This window comes from Nitrincola salilacus, from assembly GCF_046271865.1.
Classification (GTDB): Bacteria; Pseudomonadota; Gammaproteobacteria; order Pseudomonadales; family Balneatricaceae; genus Nitrincola; species Nitrincola salilacus.
On record NZ_CP176580.1, the window covers coordinates 3,141,353 to 3,159,167 of the forward strand.

Consider the following 17,815-nt stretch of genomic DNA (forward strand, 5'->3'; position numbering starts at 1 on the left):
GCCTTCAGAATATCCTGCACATACAAATAGTTGTCTATGAAATCACGGATCCAGATATCAAATAATGGCTATTCATCCAACTAGTCTACCACTCACCGTGATCGCATTGCCCATTTTCTCCCCCTCAGTATTCCAGTACCAGTTTTTGGTACAAGCCGTGAGGCTATTGGTAATTTTATTTCTTCATAATTATTCGCATTTAAGAACAGCTCAGTAGCAGGGTAAACAACACCGCTCAATCAACACCTCTCAATTAACATAGCAATCCCCTGCCCACCACCGATACACGCCGCAGCAATCCCATAGCGACCTTTCTGCGCCTGCAAGGCTCTGGCCAGCGTTCCTGCCAGACGAATGCCTGTTGCTCCCAGCGGGTGCCCCAGCGCAAGCGCACCGCCGTTGATATTCACACATTCAGCATCAATACCCAGTTGTTGCATCGCATAGAGCGGCACGATGCTGAAGGCTTCGTTGATCTCCCACAGATCAATATCAGCCACTGCCAAACCCGTTACCTGCAGCAACTTCTCCACCGCTGGCACCACCCCCTGCCCCATCAGTTCGGGGCGAGTACCGCGATCCACACAGGCGATCACTCTGGCCAGTGGTTCAAGTGAGCTGTGCTGCAAGGCCGATTCGGACATCAGCAGCGACAGCGCCGCACCCGTTGTCAGCGGCGAGCTGTTGCCCGCCGTGATCAGGCCATCCTCCTGAAACACCGACTTCAAGCCCGCCAGGGTCTCCAGAGTCGTCGTATCCCGGATACAGGCATCAAGCGCATAGGCATCCGCTGACGGGGTCTTGATCGACAGGATCTCACCTGCATGAAAACCGCGATCCCTGGCATCTGCTGCCAGCTCATGCGAGCGGCAGGCAAATCGGTCCATCGCTTCGCGCCCGATGCCGGCCTGTGCCGCCAGAGACTCGGCGGTCAGCCCCATATTCATTGCACGCTGCATATCATAGTGTGACTGCACCTCTGGCACTGTCAGCACTCCATCCTGAAACAGGGAGGGCCCCATCGGCACACGGGTCATATGCTCAAACCCACCCGCAAGCGCAATCTCAGCCGCGCCTGACTGGAGAATCATGGCGGCTGTCCTCATCGCCGCCAGACCGGAACCACACTGTTGATCGATCATACGCGAGGCACACTGATCCCCGAGCCGGCTTTGCATGACCGGATAACGCCCACCAAAACTCCACTGCTCTTTTACCGGCAGCGCACAGCCGAGCGTCAGATCATCAACCAGCTCAGGATCGAGTCCCATCTCGTCGAGCATCGCATCAATCAGACGCGTCAGCAGCTCAGGGCTAGAGATATCGGAAAAGGTATCGGTTTCGGTTTTAACCGGATGCGCGCGACTGAACGCCGTGCGGCGATAATGGGTCAGATAGACAGGTTTCATAAGGGTTCCAGTTTGCACCAGCGGCTGATGAACAAGGCATAGGTTTTAAGGGTATGTCGCACCGATTCAATATCCACACACTCATCCACCCCATGAATATTGCGTGCAACCGGGCCGTAACAGGTGCCAGCCGTGCGGCTGTAGAAGTGGAAGGCGCGCAGATCTGTGGTACAGGTAGATAGATACTGCTCCGGCTCCGCACCCACCAGGCTGCGATGACAGCCAGCCAGCAATCCAATGCCCGCATGCCCGAGATCCACCAGATGCCCCTCTGAGCGGAAACCATGGAAGCGCAGGATCGGTTTACCAGCACCCGACAGGCTCATCGCTTGACTGGCCTGCTCAATCACATCACTGACCTTCTGCATAATCTCATTGGCAGACATCCCCACCGGAAAGCCGATGCGACCCTCCATCTCGGCGTAGGCCGGCACACTGGAGGGCCAGTTACCGCCCTGAATGGTGCCAATATTGAGGTTGAACGGGCTGGCAATCGTATCGTAAGGGGGCTGGCGATAATCGCTGTTCAGCCGCTCTTCAAGCTGTTTCAGTGACGGAATAAAACGTTGCAGCTTTTCAATCGCATTCTCACCGGCTGCCGTATCCTGCACATGCACCGGCTTGCCCTGAACCGTCAGCTTGAACCAGAGCACGCCAACCTGACCGGTATAGATCTGCGGACCAAAGGGCTCAGGAATCAATACGAAATCCCCACCAAACCCCTGCTGCAGACAGGACAGCGCACCATTACCCGAGCACTCCTCCTCCACCACCGTCTGAAGCGTCAGCGGTGAAGCGATCTTGCAACCTGCGCGCCTGACAGCATGCACAGCATAGATCATCGCCGCCACACCGGATTGCATATCACCGGCACCACGACCGTAGAGCCAGCCATCCTGGATCCAGGGATCATGCGGGGCACGCGTCCACATATCAGCCGGTGCCGCACTGACCACATCCAGATGGCCGTTGAATACCAGTGTTTTACCCTCGGCACCGGGGTTAATCTGCGACACCAGGTTATATTTTTCTTCGTGGTTCCAGGGCACCGGCGCATAGAGTGGATGGCTGCAGAGGGCTTCATGCTTCATCGCCACACGCTGTACCGGTAGTTGCAGATCCGCCAGTTGACGCTCTACTACATCCAGCACACCCTGCTCCTGATTCAGTACGCTGTACTGCTTGACCATATCCTGAGTGAACGAGAGCAGATCGCTGAACACCTCATCACAACTCTTGACGATCGCCTGTTCCACACTGTTCATGACAGCTTGACCTCCTCCGTCAGATCCAACGTATCTGCAGCGAAGATCAACGGCGCTTCGGTGATCGCCTGCAACGATTCCGGTGTCATACCGGCGGCCATTTCAGTCACCAGCAACCCATCCGGCGTCACATCCAGCACCGCCTTGTCGGTAATAATGCGCGACACACAGTGATATGCGGTCACCGGCAGGCGGCATTTTGTCAGAATTTTCGGCTTGCCATGCTTGTCGCAGTGGGTGCTCAGCACCACGATGCGCGGTGTTTTCTGCGCCAGCTCCATCGCGCCTCCAATGCCGGGTGAAAACTTGCCGGGAATCTTCCAGTTGGCCAGATTACCCTCCTGATCCACCTCGAAGGCGCCGATCATGGTCAGGTCGATCTTGCTGCGTCGGATCATCGCAAAGGAAACGGCGCTGTCGAAAAAGCTGCAGCCCTTCACCGTTGAGATATAGGCACCGGCCGCATCGATCAGCGACGCACTCATCTCCTCGCGTGGTGCCTGCTTCCAGGCACCCAGCACGCCATTCTCAGAATGGATCATTACATCCAGATCATCCGGCAGATAATCCAGCAACTGTGTCGGCAGGCCGATGCCCAGATTCAGAATGCTGCCAGGATGCACCTCATGCACGGCGCGTTTCAGTATGATTTCAATGTCTGACATGATGCTCCATTACCGCATATTCCTGCGTCAGCAAGGACAGCAGGACCAGTGAATTAACAAACGCACAGGGGGTATGGATCTGGTTCGGGGCGATCTCTCCCGGCTCACAGCACTCAGGCGTTTCGACGATCACTTGATCAGCCGCCATCGCCATCAGTGGGCTGAAGTTCATCGCACTGCCTTCATACACCAGATTACCCAGTCGATCGGACCGCGCCGCATGGATCAGCGCAAAATCCGCTTTCAGCGCCATCTCCACCTTGTAGCGCTCCCCCTCCCAATCAAGTAACTGATCCTCACGGGTGATTTCGCACCCCAGCCCGATATCGGTCAGGAAGCCAAAACTGCCGGCACCGGCGGTGCGGATCTTCTCTGCCAGCATTCCCTGTGGATGAAACTCCACCTCCAGCCGCTGCGTGTTCATCCACTCAATCGCTGTCTTGTTCAGGCCGATATGGGTGGTGATCAGACGATCCACTCGCCCGGCCTCTATCAGCTTGCTGATACCGATGCCCGCTTCGTTGGCATCGTTCTTGATCAGCGTCAGATGCTTCTGCCCCTGGCGCAATAACTCATTGATCAGGCTGAAGGGAGTTCCGGGGCTGCCGAACCCACCCACCATCACCACGGCACCGGAAGGTATCGTGGCGATAGCCTCTTCTATGTGTGTTACTTTGTTCATATCGCTTTATCCGGTAGTGTCTGTGCAAACTCTGTCAACGACTGATCCAGCAACGCGATGATCTCGTCAATCTGCTGATGGGTCGTATTCAGCGGTGGTGTCACCAGAAAATGATCGCCCAACACCCCATTCAGGCAGCGGCGGGGGTAGATCAGCAGTCCGTTATCCTTGGCGATCTGCGTGATCTTGTTGAAGGCGTTGAACTCAGCCGGAAACGGCTCTTTACTGCTTTGCGACTGCACCAACTCCACACCCTGTAAAAACCCGATACCTCGCACATCGCCGATGCACGCATGTCTGGATTTGAGCCAGTCCAGTTGCTCACGCAAGTACACACCCTCTTTACGTACATTCTCCAGCACCGCCTCATCCTTCATCGCACGGATCACCGCCAGGCCAGTGGCACAGGCAAGTGGATTACCGGCATAGGTATGCCCATGCATGAAGCCACTCTTGCTCTGGATGGTATCCACCAGCTCATCCCGTGCCATGATGGCAGCGATGGGGTAATAACCCGCCCCCATCCCCTTGGCCAGCGCCAGAATGTCCGGGCGGATATCCCAGTGCTGCCAGGCAAACCACTCGCCGGTACGCCCCATACCACTGAGCACCTCATCCATGATCAGTAGGCAGCCGAAACGATGACACAGGCGCTGCACCCCTTCCAGATACTGCTGATTGAGCATCCGCCCACCCGTACTGGCCCCGCCAACCGGCTCCAGTACGAAGGCGATGATGCTGTCAGCCGGTTCTGCCGCCATCGCCGCTTCGGTCTGTTCCAGCACTGCCGCGATATGTGACTCGACATCACCCTCTCGGTAGCGATAGAAATCAGGCGATGGCACCTTGATCGATGGCATCACCAGATCCTTGAACGGTTTTTCCAGCGGCTCATAACCGGTCAGGCCCAGCGCACCCAGTGTGCTGCCATGATAGGAGGGGCTCAGTGACACGAAGCGTTTGCGCTGTGGCTCACCCCGCTCAAAAAAATACTGCCTTGCCAGCTTCATTGCGCTTTCGACCGCTTCGGAGCCACCACCGACAAAGAATACCTTCTGCAGATGGCCACAACTCAGTGCCACCAACTCATCCCCAAGATCTACCGCCACCTGACTCTCAAACTGCGTCCGGTAACTGAACGCCACCTGATCCAGCTGTGCCTTCATCGCAGCCGTGATGGCCGGGTGCTGGTGCCCCATATTGCAGGTGATAGCCCCCGAACAAGCATCGATATAGCGCTTGCCCTCGGTATCCCAGAGATAGATCCCTTCACCATGACTGACCAGCGGCAGATCCACACCGGATTGATAAAACAGTGCACTCTTGGACATACAACCTACTTGAATTCATGTCTCACATGAGACGTAGTGAAAGACGACCCCGAAGAGCTTCAGGGCACCTCGAATAACCACTCGAATAACCACTGCACGACTTGCAGACTTTGTTGCGACCTTTAATGATTCGAGTCCAGATGCTTTTTAAGAAAACTGCGTGTCCGCTCATGGTCCGGGTTGGTAAAGAATTTATCCGGTGGTCCCTCCTCCACCACAACACCACCATCCATAAACATCGCCCAGTCGGACACATCACGCGCAAATGCCATCTCATGGGTCACGATCAGCATGGTCATATGCTCCTGGGCAAGACTTCGCATTACCAGGTTCACCTCCTCAACCAACTCCGGGTCGAGCGCTGAGGTCGCCTCATCAAACAGCATCACCTTGGGCTGCATCGCCAGGGCCCTGGCAATCGCTACCCGCTGCTTCTGACCACCCGACAGATGTGATGGAAAGACTTCCGCTTTAGCAGCCAGCCCCACACGCTCCAGGTACTCCATGCCCAGCTCACGGGCGGTTTTCTTGTCCATTCCCTTGAGTTTGCGAGGAGCGAGGGTCACGTTGTCGAGGGTCGACAGATGCGGAAACAGATTAAAGTGCTGAAACACCATCCCCATGTTCTGGCGGATATGATTGATATGGCGCTCGAACGCCAACCCCTTCATATCCGGGCGATTGACCTGCACACCATCCAGCAGAATCGTGCCCTCATCGATCACTTCCAGATGATTGACCGAGCGCAGCAGCGTGCTTTTGCCTGACCCGGACGACCCGATAATGGACACTATTTTGCCTCTATCAACCGTCAGGTCTATACCCTTGAGCACCTTGAGTTCGCCAAAGCTCTTATGGACATTTTTTATCTCTACCATCGGTGTTTCAGTCGTATTCTGAGTACTCATGGTTGCTCCATGTGATTTTTTCCGAACGCTGTATTGAGATCGATTGCTGTCATTACGACACTCCTTATCGACGATAGGCCGTCAGACGCTCAAGGCGCGACTGGCCAAACTCCATGAAGATATTGATGATGTAGTAGATGATCGCTATCACGATGAAGAACTCAAACGGCCTGAAGGTGACACTGATCGCATATTGCGAGGCATACACCAGCTCCGCCACACCGATCGCCGACAACACCGAGGTATCCTTGACCATCAGAATCAGATTATTACCAATCTGAGGCACCGAGCGAATAAACGCCTGAGGTACGATGATGTAGTAGAGCGTTCTCAGATGACCAAAGCCCAGCGAGCGTGACGCCTCATACTGCCCATTGGTGACTGACTTGATCGTGGCAATGAAGATATCCGCGTTGTAGGCCATATAGTGAAACCCGAGCCCGAGCACACCAACCACCAATGCAGGGATCAATATCCACTCCCCCAACCCGAAGTAGAGGAAGTACAACTGCAACAGCAAGGGGGTTGTCATGAACAGCCAGATGAAAAAACGCAGGGGCCAACTGATCACCTTATTGGTGTAGATGGAGATAACTGCAACCAGCAAACCACCGACCACCGAAAAAAGCCCGACCACCACCGCAATCGCTAGCGTGACACCAATACCCGATATAAGAGTCGGCAGGTAGGTCAAAACCGGTGTGAAATCCAATTCCATCTCTGCATTCTCCTATTGGGTCGTATAACGGGTAGCCCGTCGGTAAGCCAGCTCGACAATCCCCATCACCGCATAAACAATGACGATGTACATCAATGCACTGAGTGTGAAGATCTCCAGAGGTTTGTAGGTGGAACCGATCAAACGCTGCGCTTGATAGGTCAGCTCAACAACGGAGATGATGGATACGAGCGATGAGTTCTTGACCAGTACTATCGCCAGCACACCGACGGATCGAATCATCAACCCAGCCGCCTGCGGCAGTTCGATACTGATCAGGGTCTGCAAGCGACCGAAACCGAGTGAGCGTGACGCTTCGTTCTGGCCGGAATCGACCGATTCCAGTGCGCCACGGATCGCTTCGCTCATATAGGCCCCGATATTGAACGCCCCGACCACAACACCACAGGTGAGTGGGTCCATTTTCAGACCGATCGTGGGGCCGCCATAAAATACCAGCAGTAACTGCACAAAATATGGTGTGCCGCGCACAAGACTGACATAGGCGCGAACAAACCATTGCAGGGGTTTGAATTTGAGGGAGCGGAGAAAAACAAGTGTACTGGCAACCATAAAGCCGATGACGATGGCGCGCGCCGAAATATCGATCGTCACCCAGGCCGCTTTTATCAATAATGGCGTCACATCTGCCATTAAATTAAAATCCATGAGCTAACCCTTTTCTGTTTTTATAGATATTTCAAGGGGCAGTGCATTGGTGATATGAGTAAGCCCAGATAAAGCCAAACCTACTCATAGCACCTGCTTATCAATTATTATCTTCCATGAAAATGACTCTTTACTCGATATTAGCGCCTTCACCAATCCACTTATCAACGATCTGCTGATAGGTACCGTCGTCCTTGATCTCCTGCAATGCAATATTCAGAGCCGCCAGAAGTTCAGGTTTGTTTTTCTGAATCGAAATCGCCGCAGGCCACCTTGGCAGCTCACCAACATCGACGATTTTGATATCCGGATTGTTTTCTCTCAGCGCCACATACACCGGCACATCATCCGCGATCATCGCATCGACTCGTCCTGTTGTCAGACCCGACAGCATATCCGGCAAGCCCTGGAAGGTCTGGTTGCGCCATTTGCCTTCACCATTTTCAACGGCCCACTGGTTACCGGTTTCGCCCAGTGTTGAGCCGACACGTTTACCGGCCAGATCATCCAGGCTACTGATATCGTCAGTACTACCCTGTACCCAGACAGACAAACCTGCGCTGTAGTAAGAATCAGTAAAATCCACCGCCTTCTGGCGCTCTTCCGTCACACTCATGCTGCAGATACAGGCATCAAAACGACCACCGGCCAATGCAGCGATAATTCCGTTCCAGGGAGAGGTCTGAATATTGACCTCAACACCCATTTTTTCTGCTACGGCTTCTGCAATATCGACATCAAAGCCAACCAGATTACCGCTGGTATCAACAAAACTGAAAGGAGGATAAGCACCCGAGTTGGCGACTTGGAAAACATCATTTTTGATTTCAGACAGGTCACGGGAATATGCGGGTGTAGATACCATGGATGCTGCACCCAGAACAAAGGCAGCTGCGGTCAAAGATTTAGCCAACTGCTGTTTTATTTTATTCATCATTTTATCCTATGTTGTAATTATCCACCCAGGCAGAACGGATGACTGCCAAAGTATTCAGACCCCCTTGATCAGATCAATATAACCTGATGAAAGGTTTAATCTGCATTCTTATAAGCCCATGACTCTTAAACAGAGTCTCTTAATATCCGACTTCTATTGAGTGTATGAGAAAATCACATAATATCAATGCATAATGTTTTTTCATGATACTATGATTTTTAGTCATGATATGAGTCGAAAACCAACACCCTGTTGACCCTGAACATCTTTTGAAGTGGATAATTTGTATGAGTGAATTACACCTCAACTCACTGAAATCACTGATAGTTTTTAAGACACTTTTCGAATCAGGCACTGCGACAAGGGCTGCCAGAGAGCTTGGCATAACCCAGTCGGGTGTCAGTCGCTCGCTGGCTCAGCTGGAGGAAAATATCGGCATGGCGCTGTTTATGCGTCATAAGAATCGACTGATTGCGCTACCGGAGGCAGAAGAGCTCTATCAGGAGATCATGGAACTGATGGGCAATCTGGATGAGATGAAGCACACCATCGTGGCATTGCGCGAATTCGGAGCCTCCAGAATGAGACTGGTTTCCGCCCCTGCGCTGGGCTTTGCCTATATCCCCCAGGTGATCGCTTCAATCCTGAGGATCAACCCCAAATACAGCATCTACTTTGACATCATGCCCAGCCCGGATGTGGTGCGTGCCGTTGAATCAGGGCATTTCGATGCCGGGTTTGTCACGCTCCCGGTTACCAGCGAAAGGCTGATTGTTGAAGAGCTGTTTACGGTAGAAGCCGTTTGCATGATTCCAGTCAACCATCCGCTGGCGGCAGCCGATCATATCGAGATTTCTGACCTGAAGAATCAACATCTGGTCATTCCCAACCAGCCCAACCTGGCCGCCGATCAGGTACTGAAACTGATCTCACAGAATAAGATCCGCATCTCCGGCAAAACTGAAGCGAATATCGCAGCGATCTGCAGTCTTGTTGCCAATGGGGTTGGCATCAGCCTGATCAACCCGATCACTGCCTACGATACGGTCGCAGTGCAGCGCGGCATTGTCATCAAGCCCTTTCGACCCGCCTTTCATTACAGCTTCGGTTTGATCTATAAGCGTAGCTGGTCTGATACTCAACTGATCAAGCTGTTGAAAGAAAATCTGCCGAAAACGCCAGACTGTCTGTAAACGCGCACCAACAATGCTAAATAATCGACAGGTGGTTATCCCAGTTGATGGGCTGCTCAAATTCATACGGAATCTGCTGGCGCACCAGCTCATCGCTATTGATACGATACAGGCCACCATTACCACTGCTGACCAGGAATTCTCCTGCTGATTCAGTGGGTGCCAAGCCACAACCATCGTTGATGTTGACCACCCCCTGTAACCGATCCAACGACAGATCCCACAACATGACCAATCCACCACGCGGGGCAGAAACAGCCGCATAGCGCCCCGAAATATCAAAGCAGGCGCTGCCGCAATACTGTTTCAGCTGACCATAGATCTCCAGCGGTATGGCAAGGCTGTTAATAGCTTCTCCCATACGATGTGTCGCGACCAGGGGCACGATATCCACCGCTTCCCCTTCATACTGCATCGCCATGATCACCCGTCCATCTGCAGCGACATCCAGGTGCCGAATGCCGGATTGATGGTATGCATGCCCCAACTCGACCTTATCCAGAAGCTGACCGTTGATCATATCCAGATAGGCCAGAGAGGGCGACATACTATCGAGATTCAGTTTTTCCCGCCCTTCCGTGAGAATACCGCCGTTGGCCACGGCGAGAAAGCGCTGATCCGGACTCAGGCGCAATTCATGAGGCCCGATACCACCTGTCGGCCATTGCTGTTCCACCTTGAAGCCATTATGGATATCACGCACAACCACAAGCCCTTCGTCAGCATTTGTTGCCTGCTCGGTGCTCAGGAGCCAACGTCCATTCTGCGTGATCTGCGCATGGCCACACATCTGATGATCAGCATCACAACGAATTTGAGTAATCGACTTTCCAGTGTGAGTATCAATCACCTCAATCCACTGCTGCGGACGTCTGGCAACAACAAACAGCCAAGGCTTGTCAGGATGTGCTACAACATGGTGCGCACGCCCGGGCAACGGATAGCTGCTCAACTGTTTATCCACCATGTTGATCCAGGAAAGATAAAAGCGCCCATCTGCTCCTCTGGCCGCAGACGCATACCGGCTCAGACCCATGACCTGTTGCTCGGCGTGCAGATGAACGCTCATACCAGACGCTAACCATGGCCCTGCAGCCAACCAGGTTAAAAAGCGGCGGCGACTAGTCCCCATCACGGCTGTTGAACCCCAGATGAATATTCATGGCCATCATTCCCTTGCTCAGAACATCATGCAATGCGTGCAACTCAACTGCCACTTGAGTGAGCTGTTGGAATTGCTGTTCGCTTATCTGCGTGCCCTGCACCTCTGGAAGATCATCCAACTGTTGCTGCAGGGTAGTGAACAGCTGCTCAGCCTTCTCAGCCAGACCTTCCTCTCCAGACTTCACCAACAGATCTCGGACATTGAGCGGATGAGTACCACTGAACAGATAATGCAGTGCCTGAATATTGGTGCGTATATTCTGGATGGACTGCTCGCTTCGCCAGGATTCACTGCGCTGCCATCTCGCTTTGTCATAAACGTCGCCCAGTGGCGAGATGATTTTATTTTCTCTCACTACTGCCAGGGGTTCGACAAGCGACTTCATGAACAGGGTGGCTACTTCTGCAGACGAACCGTAGCCATCTTCGCTGGAGCTAATATCCGTTGCCGTATCATCCCATTCATTTTGAATCGCTACCGCATTGTCTCTGATACGACCGGCTATGGCCGCAGCAAGGCGACACTGAGCACTCATATTTTCATAAAGTGATACGCTTTTCTCATGAAACAGTAGCCGCTCGAGTGCCGGGAATCCCTTGACGCTGACACCTACACTGTTAAAAAAGTCGGTATCGTACACAACACCAGTTTCTGACAGGGCAGCCCTGAGATGCGATGAGGTTGTATTGCGCCTGTCCGGCCAGTATTGAATTTCAAAACTGCGCATCAGCGTATTGGCTGGTCCAAAACCGATATGCTGCACCCCCTGCCATTGGTTCATCGCCTCACGGTAAGCAGAATGAGCAGCAGACAGGTGAGCCTCATCTGGCTGTTCGCACAGCTGAGATGTCGTAACAGCCAACAGCTCTGATGCTTCGGTAAACGCCTGATAGCGCGGTTTTACATGCTGCTCCACGATCAAGGTGTTCAGCGCCTGCCAGTCGGATTCAGCAGGCGCGGCCACGACTTGCAGTGATGGCAAAAGCAGCAACACCCCACAAGTGGTCATTCTGGCTGTTACGTGTAAAAAAAGATTGCTGGTCATAAATATCCCAAAAGCTCAGGCTCTCAAAGTGATTCAATAAACATCAGTAGCTGTGCCCGTTGCGACTTATCCATCTGCATGAAATGCTGGCGTGAAGCCTCTGCCTCTCCACCATGCCATAAGATCGCTTCAGTCAGATTTCTTGCCCGGCCATCGTGCAAGAATCCAGTCTGCCCACTCACCTCCTGAGTCAGACCTATCCCCCACAATGGCGGTGTTCGCCAGTCACGCCCATTTGCCTCAAACTCCGGTCGATGATCAGCCAGCCCTTCCCCCATGTCGTGGAGTAACAGATCCGTATAGGGCCATATCTCAACAGCAGCCAAGCCTTCTGGTGCATCAATGGAGGTTATGAAAGAGGGACGATGACATGAATGGCATCCCGCCTCGTAAAACAGTCGACGCCCATCAATCACCTCCTGTTGAGCCGCGTTCCTTCTAGCCGGCACAGCCAGATGACGTGTGTAGGTTTCAAGTACTCTGATCATTTCATTGGATGCCTCCACACCATCCATATGCTCACTGTTACCATCCGGCATCTGGCGGCAATCGACCTGTTGTTCGGTGCAGGCACCAAACCCATCGGGAAACATCCAGGTGGAGATACCAATATCCTCATGAAAGGCTGCCAGGTTCTGCTGACTTACATTCGGATGCGATGCTTTCCAACCGAACCGGCCAATACGCGTTTCACCCCGCGCAATATCCCATACTCGGTTGGCACGCCCTCGGATACCATCACCATTACTATCGTCAGGATCTTCAAGCGACAGAATATCCTCGTCGCTGACAGCCTCCAGCAGACCCAGACCAATCATTGCCGGTGCTATACGCGGGGAGAAGAGTGCGTCAGGATGCATCGGGCCATAACTCAGCGCTTCCACTGAGTAGGACTGAGCCCGCAATTCCACACGTTCGCCATCCGGAAACTCAACCACTCTGGACTCGTAGCTGACCTGCAGCCGCCCCTCTGCCGGCAATCCCTGTACTGACAAGGTCTGCAACTGAGCGCCATAAATCGGCTCGGGAATAAACCCTACTGACTCAGACGCCAATTGCTTGACCTGCTCGGGTGTGCCGGGAGGAATGCTCAGTTTCAGCAGCAGTGACACCTGATTCGGATCATCAGGATCAACCACTCCCCTGCCATTTCGAACATGGCAGCTCAGGCAGGAACGCGCATTGAACAGAGGACCCAATCCATCACTGGCTGTGGTTGATGAAGGTGATGAGACCCATAGCTTGCCGAAAATACTTTCGCCCAGTACAAAGTTCATGCGCTCAGCATCCGGTAAGAGTTCTGAGCGTTGAGAAAAAGCACGTAGATCAAGTAAATGCTTCTGCGTTGCAGCACCACCTGGCCAGTTTTCTGATTCCTGTATCGGTGGAATAGAGGTGGCTTTGACAGCTGCTGCCATCAAAACCACGCCCAGCCCCCCTGTTATGACAAGAGAAGCTTTGAACATGAATCAATCATCCTCGCTTTATGACTGACTCATTACGACTGGCTCACTGCGACTGAATCAGGATCATCCAGACTGTCGGAGCCTTCAATATCGATCCCTTCAAGCTCCAGCTCACTGATAGCTTGCTCGATAGATCGGGTCTGTGTGGTCAGTGTGTCCACCAGTTGCTGAACCAGTGCATTACCTTCGGTATTACCAGCACCGATCAGCACATCAAAGGTGTTGCCCTGCTTCGCCTGATCCACAATCGCCTGCGCTGCTGCCAGCGTCTGTTGGAGTTCATTACCAAGCTGAACATTCACTTCAGGTGCATGCTGCTGCAGCAGATCAGAAAGCGACGGGCCTGCAACCTCGGTACCATCAATACGCGTGTATTTTCCTTCATACACATTGTGGATCCCTTTCACGTCATAGAAATGTGAATAGTGAGTGTTATCCGAAAAGCAATCATGCTCCTCTTCAGGATCATGCAACATAAGACCCAGCTTGGTCCGTTCACCGGCCAGCTCACCATAGGACAAGCTGCCCATTCCAGTCAGAAGCGCTGCCAGCCCTCCTTTTTCACCTTTATCCATCAGTTCCTGGCGCGCCTGACCATCAGTGATCCAGTTTCCAGCCATTTCATCCAGATCACTGATCAGAAGATCGGTGACGACCATCAGGTACTGTCTGCGACGATCACAGTTTCCACCGGTGCAGTTGTCGAGGCTGAAATCGGTAGCAGGACGCTCACCGGCTCCCGGCTCGGTACCATACAGATCCTGCCCCCAGAGCAGAAACTCAATGGCATGGTAGCCAGTGGCAACGTTCGCCTCCACACCATCAATCTCATGCAGCGTTTCGCCCAGCAACTGCGCGGTAATCTCTGTTGCATCAATCGTCTGACTACCCAGAGTCAAAGTTTTATTAGCAATAATATTCGCCGCATAGAAAGGGTTCTCATCCGACTCTTCACCGTAACTGCCAGAGTCTACATAGTCGATCAGCCCCTCATCCAGCGGCCAGGCATTAACCTTACCCTCCCAGTCATCAACTATTCCGTTGCCAAAGCGATATACCTCGGTTTGCATGTAGGGTACACGTGCATCAATCCAGGACTGGCGAGCTGCTTTCAGAGTCTCCTCAGAAGGTGATGCCAGGAGATCCTCTATCTTCGCCTTCAGCGTTCTGGCGGCGATCGCGGAATCAGCATAGGCTGCTTCGGCAATATCGGCATAGGTTTTCAGCACCTCAGCAGGAGCAGCCGCAAACGCATTGCAGGTACCGGATGCCAGTGCAACACCCAGCGCCAGAGCAGATAATGTCCTTCTCATAGAGATTCTCCAATAGTATTGTGTAAAGCAACTTAATATAATTGATAACGATTAGCATCTCAATTACTACATTCAATACTATTTACATGATCTAGATCAACATTCATCATCGCCAATCCAGCCATCATGCATAAAACGCCTGATTCAAAGAACGGACACAGCGCCATGCACCTCCTATTCAGATCCCCAAAAAAGACACTCCTGATACTGTTGATCACACTGCTCCATCCAGTAACAAGCAACGCCGAAACGATGGAAGAGTTGCAGCCCGAGAAAGCGCTTCTAGGGCAGATGCTCTTTTTTGACACAAATCTGTCCAGGGAAAGAACCCAGTCCTGTGCCACCTGTCACTCACCTGCCAATGGATTTATCGATTCACGTGGCACAGGAACAAAAGCTGCTGTCTCCTTGGGAGACGATAGCGTATCTCTGGGTGACCGGAACACCCCGACTGCAGCCTACGCAGCCTTTACACCACCCTTTCATCTGAATAAAAAGGGAATTTTTGCAGGAGGGTTTTTCTGGGATGGACGCGCCAATACGCTGCTGGATCAGGCAAAGGGGCCACCCCTCAATCCGATAGAAATGAACATGCCCAGCGAACAGGCTATTCTTGATCGTCTGCTGGAAAATCCCGAGTATCTGTCCCGGTTTCCTGTTCTGTATGGTGATACGGTGTTCGATGATGCGACACAGGCCTACAACGCCATGGCCGACGCGATCGCGCAATTTGAAATGACCATGCTCTTCGCCCCCTTCGATTCGAAGTACGACCGCCATCTGCGTGGCGAATACGAACTGACCACCGAAGAAGAACTGGGGATGACGCTGTTTTTTTCACAACAGTTCACCAACTGCAATCTATGCCATCAACTCAAACCCCTGCCCGGCAGCACTGAAGAACTTTTCACTAATTTTGAATTTCACAACATAGGCGTACCCGAGAACCGGGCACTACGAGCCATCACAGGCGTCACGGCACGAGACGAAGGATTGTTTGCACACCCGGATATCAACGACACGACTCAAAAAGGCAAATTCAAAACGCCCAGTCTGCGCAATATCGCCGTTACCGGACCCTACATGCACAATGGTGTTTTCACCGATCTGCTGACCGTTATCCGCTTCTACAACAAGTACAACAGCCGCAGCGCCAGCGCACAGGTCAATCCTGAAACAGGTCTGACCTGGGAGCCACCGGAAATAGCCGAAAACCTGTCACTCGAAGCGTTACAGACAGGTCCGGCATTGGATGAGAGACGGATGCAGGCGCTGGTCGCCTTTCTCAAAACGCTCACCGACCAACGCTATGAGCATCTGCTGAAATAGCGGATCAGTCCAAAATATACCCGGGTAGGTATATCGCTCCTGTTCACCCTGACAGTATCGTTAATCATCGAAGCTGGATCGGTTTTTCTCACGCGGGAAGCCACATCCAGCCCGCCATACCGATCCAACACTTACAATAAATCCAATCAGGGTGTTTTAATGAGTACCAATACCACTCCATTAAACTCTTCGCTAGACTCTTCCCTTAACACTTCACTGGTAGTCAACAAGGCTGCCGAAAAAAGTCATCCTCCTACCCACTGGCTTATCTTCTACGGCTTGATCATGGCAGCTTTTGCCTACCTGTCGACCCAGGTATCCGAAGGCGAAGACTATGGCTTCTACAGCCTGCTGCCTGCGCTCCTGATTCTGTTCGTGGCGATCATCACCAAAAAACCACTGGAGTCTATTTTTGCCGGCGTCATTGCCGGATTGCTGCTGCTTGATCCAGCCAATCTCATTTCAGGACTGGGAGATCTCTCCATGGAGGTGGTGCAGGATGACACCATTGTCTGGATCGTACTGGTGTGCGGCATGATGGGGGGCCTGATCAATATGCTGGAGCGTGGCGGCAGCGTCCTCAGCTTTGGCAAGCTGATGGCCAGACGGATCAAGACACGGCGAGGCACCATGTTGACCACCTGCGGCCTCGGTGTGATGGTGTTTATTGACGACTATCTGAACTCTCTTGCCGTGTCAGCCTCAATGAAGAATCTCACGGATCGCTTTGGTATCTCGCGCGAGAAGCTGGCTTTCCTGGTTGACTCAACCGCTGCTCCGGTCTGTATCCTGGTCCCTATCTCCACTTGGGCAGTCTATTTTGCGGCACTGCTGGAAGATAATGGAGCCGTCGATAAGGGCCAAGGGATGTTGCTCTATATTCAGTCGATCCCTTACATGATCTATGGCTGGGTAGCACTGCTGGTGGTGTTTCTGGTCGCCATGGGCATACTCGGCGATATTGGCCCGATGAAGCAGGCAGAGAAGCGTGCTCAGGCGGGCCAGCCGATTCCGGACGACGCCCCGGTGACTGATTTCGACACTTCGCACCTCAAACACACCTCCCCCTGGGTGGGGCTGATGAACTTTGTGCTGCCGATGTTAGTGCTGGTTGCCGCCAGTGTTTACTATGAAATAGATCTGCTGTTCGGGGCTCTGGTCGCCTCCATGTTCACCATGGTGCTCTATTTCTGGCAGCGACTGCTGAATTTCAGCCAACTGGTGGATGCGATGCTGGATGGCTTCAAGGTGATGCTCTACCCCATTGCTGTTGTCTGCGCCGGTTTCATGCTGAAAGAGGTGAACGACCAACTGGGCATGACACCCTACATCATTGACGCACTGTCACCCTATCTTTCCAAAGAGATGCTGCCGGCACTGGTATTCCTGTCCATGGCTGCCGTGGTGTTTGCGACAGGCTCGAGCTGGGGTGTCTTTGTCGTGTCACTGCCGATTGTGATCCCGATGGCCCTGACACTGGAGATGTCCATGCCGCTGACCGTCGGTGCTCTTATGTCTGCCTCTGCCTTTGGCAGCCACGCCTGCTTCTTCAGCGACTCTACCGTACTTTCATCACAAGGCTCCGGCTGCACGCCGATGCAACATGCACTGACCCAGATTCCCTATGCGCTGATTGGCGCGGTGCTGACCTTCTTCCTGCTGCTTGGCATGGGTTACCTGTTCAGCTGATCCCTCGCGTGCCTGATCCCACTGTCAGGCA

16 protein-coding genes are annotated in these 17,815 nt (G+C 52.9%); 3 read left to right on the top strand and 13 right to left on the bottom strand.

Features of this window, described 5'->3' with window-relative positions:
• Positions 1 to 239: 239 nt before the first annotated feature.
• The 9 genes from ACK3CJ_RS14660 to ACK3CJ_RS14700 form a co-directional block, all read right to left on the bottom strand.
• A complete protein-coding gene (locus ACK3CJ_RS14660; protein WP_409522959.1) occupies positions 240 to 1,409 on the bottom strand; it encodes an acetyl-CoA C-acyltransferase in 1,170 nt (389 codons plus the stop codon).
• Positions 1,406 to 2,674, bottom strand: coding sequence for an ArgE/DapE family deacylase (locus ACK3CJ_RS14665; protein ID WP_409522960.1), 1,269 nt, complete (start codon positions 2,672 to 2,674; stop codon positions 1,406 to 1,408). The genes ACK3CJ_RS14660 and ACK3CJ_RS14665 overlap by 4 nt, the downstream gene beginning before the upstream one ends.
• The gene (locus ACK3CJ_RS14670; RefSeq protein WP_240776423.1) at positions 2,671 to 3,339 is read right to left on the bottom strand and encodes a 3-oxoacid CoA-transferase subunit B; all 669 of its coding nucleotides are present in this window, start codon (positions 3,337 to 3,339) and stop codon (positions 2,671 to 2,673) included. The genes ACK3CJ_RS14665 and ACK3CJ_RS14670 overlap by 4 nt, the downstream gene beginning before the upstream one ends.
• Positions 3,326 to 4,021, bottom strand: a complete 696-nt coding sequence (locus ACK3CJ_RS14675) for a CoA transferase subunit A (RefSeq protein ID WP_409522961.1) — start codon at positions 4,019 to 4,021, stop codon at positions 3,326 to 3,328. The genes ACK3CJ_RS14670 and ACK3CJ_RS14675 overlap by 14 nt, the downstream gene beginning before the upstream one ends.
• Entirely contained in the window at positions 4,018 to 5,352 is a 1,335-nt protein-coding gene (locus ACK3CJ_RS14680) for an aspartate aminotransferase family protein (protein ID WP_409522962.1), read from the bottom strand. Before ACK3CJ_RS14680 ends, ACK3CJ_RS14675 begins: the two co-directional genes overlap by 4 nt.
• 122 nt (positions 5,353 to 5,474) lie before the next feature.
• The gene (locus tag ACK3CJ_RS14685) at positions 5,475 to 6,230 is read right to left on the bottom strand and encodes an amino acid ABC transporter ATP-binding protein (RefSeq protein WP_409526595.1); all 756 of its coding nucleotides are present in this window, start codon (positions 6,228 to 6,230) and stop codon (positions 5,475 to 5,477) included.
• A 94-nt stretch (positions 6,231 to 6,324) separates the two neighbouring features.
• A complete protein-coding gene (locus ACK3CJ_RS14690) occupies positions 6,325 to 6,978 on the bottom strand; it encodes an amino acid ABC transporter permease (protein ID WP_409522963.1) in 654 nt (217 codons plus the stop codon).
• A 12-nt stretch (positions 6,979 to 6,990) separates the two neighbouring features.
• A complete protein-coding gene (locus tag ACK3CJ_RS14695; protein ID WP_409522964.1) occupies positions 6,991 to 7,647 on the bottom strand; it encodes an amino acid ABC transporter permease in 657 nt (218 codons plus the stop codon).
• 130 nt (positions 7,648 to 7,777) lie between these two features.
• On the bottom strand, positions 7,778 to 8,581 hold the full coding sequence (locus ACK3CJ_RS14700; RefSeq protein WP_409522965.1) for a transporter substrate-binding domain-containing protein: 804 nt from the start codon (positions 8,579 to 8,581) through the stop codon (positions 7,778 to 7,780).
• 290 nt (positions 8,582 to 8,871) lie between these two features.
• Here ACK3CJ_RS14700 and ACK3CJ_RS14705 point away from each other — a divergent pair, with 290 nt between their 5' ends.
• Positions 8,872 to 9,777, top strand: a complete 906-nt coding sequence (locus tag ACK3CJ_RS14705) for a LysR family transcriptional regulator (RefSeq protein ID WP_409522966.1) — start codon at positions 8,872 to 8,874, stop codon at positions 9,775 to 9,777.
• A gap of 16 nt (positions 9,778 to 9,793) precedes the next feature.
• Here ACK3CJ_RS14705 and ACK3CJ_RS14710 read toward each other — a convergent pair whose 3' ends face one another.
• The 4 genes from ACK3CJ_RS14710 to ACK3CJ_RS14725 are packed head-to-tail and all read right to left on the bottom strand — an operon-like array spanning position 9,794 to position 14,766.
• Positions 9,794 to 10,846: a DUF1513 domain-containing protein gene (locus ACK3CJ_RS14710; protein WP_409522967.1), complete on the bottom strand. Its 1,053-nt coding sequence runs from the start codon at positions 10,844 to 10,846 to the stop codon at positions 9,794 to 9,796.
• Between the two features lie 52 nt (positions 10,847 to 10,898).
• Positions 10,899 to 11,987: an imelysin family protein gene (locus tag ACK3CJ_RS14715; RefSeq protein WP_409522968.1), complete on the bottom strand. Its 1,089-nt coding sequence runs from the start codon at positions 11,985 to 11,987 to the stop codon at positions 10,899 to 10,901.
• 23 nt (positions 11,988 to 12,010) lie between these two features.
• Complete coding sequence (locus tag ACK3CJ_RS14720; protein WP_409522969.1) at positions 12,011 to 13,453, bottom strand: di-heme oxidoredictase family protein; 1,443 nt, start codon at positions 13,451 to 13,453, stop codon at positions 12,011 to 12,013.
• 32 nt (positions 13,454 to 13,485) lie between these two features.
• Positions 13,486 to 14,766: an imelysin family protein gene (locus ACK3CJ_RS14725; RefSeq protein ID WP_409522970.1), complete on the bottom strand. Its 1,281-nt coding sequence runs from the start codon at positions 14,764 to 14,766 to the stop codon at positions 13,486 to 13,488.
• Positions 14,767 to 14,976: 210 nt separating this feature from the next.
• Here ACK3CJ_RS14725 and ACK3CJ_RS14730 point away from each other — a divergent pair, with 210 nt between their 5' ends.
• On the top strand, positions 14,977 to 16,095 hold the full coding sequence (locus ACK3CJ_RS14730) for a cytochrome-c peroxidase (protein ID WP_409522971.1): 1,119 nt from the start codon (positions 14,977 to 14,979) through the stop codon (positions 16,093 to 16,095).
• Positions 16,096 to 16,380: 285 nt separating this feature from the next.
• On the top strand, positions 16,381 to 17,784 hold the full coding sequence (locus ACK3CJ_RS14735; RefSeq protein ID WP_409526596.1) for a Na+/H+ antiporter NhaC family protein: 1,404 nt from the start codon (positions 16,381 to 16,383) through the stop codon (positions 17,782 to 17,784).
• The last annotated feature ends 31 nt before the right edge of the window (positions 17,785 to 17,815 follow it).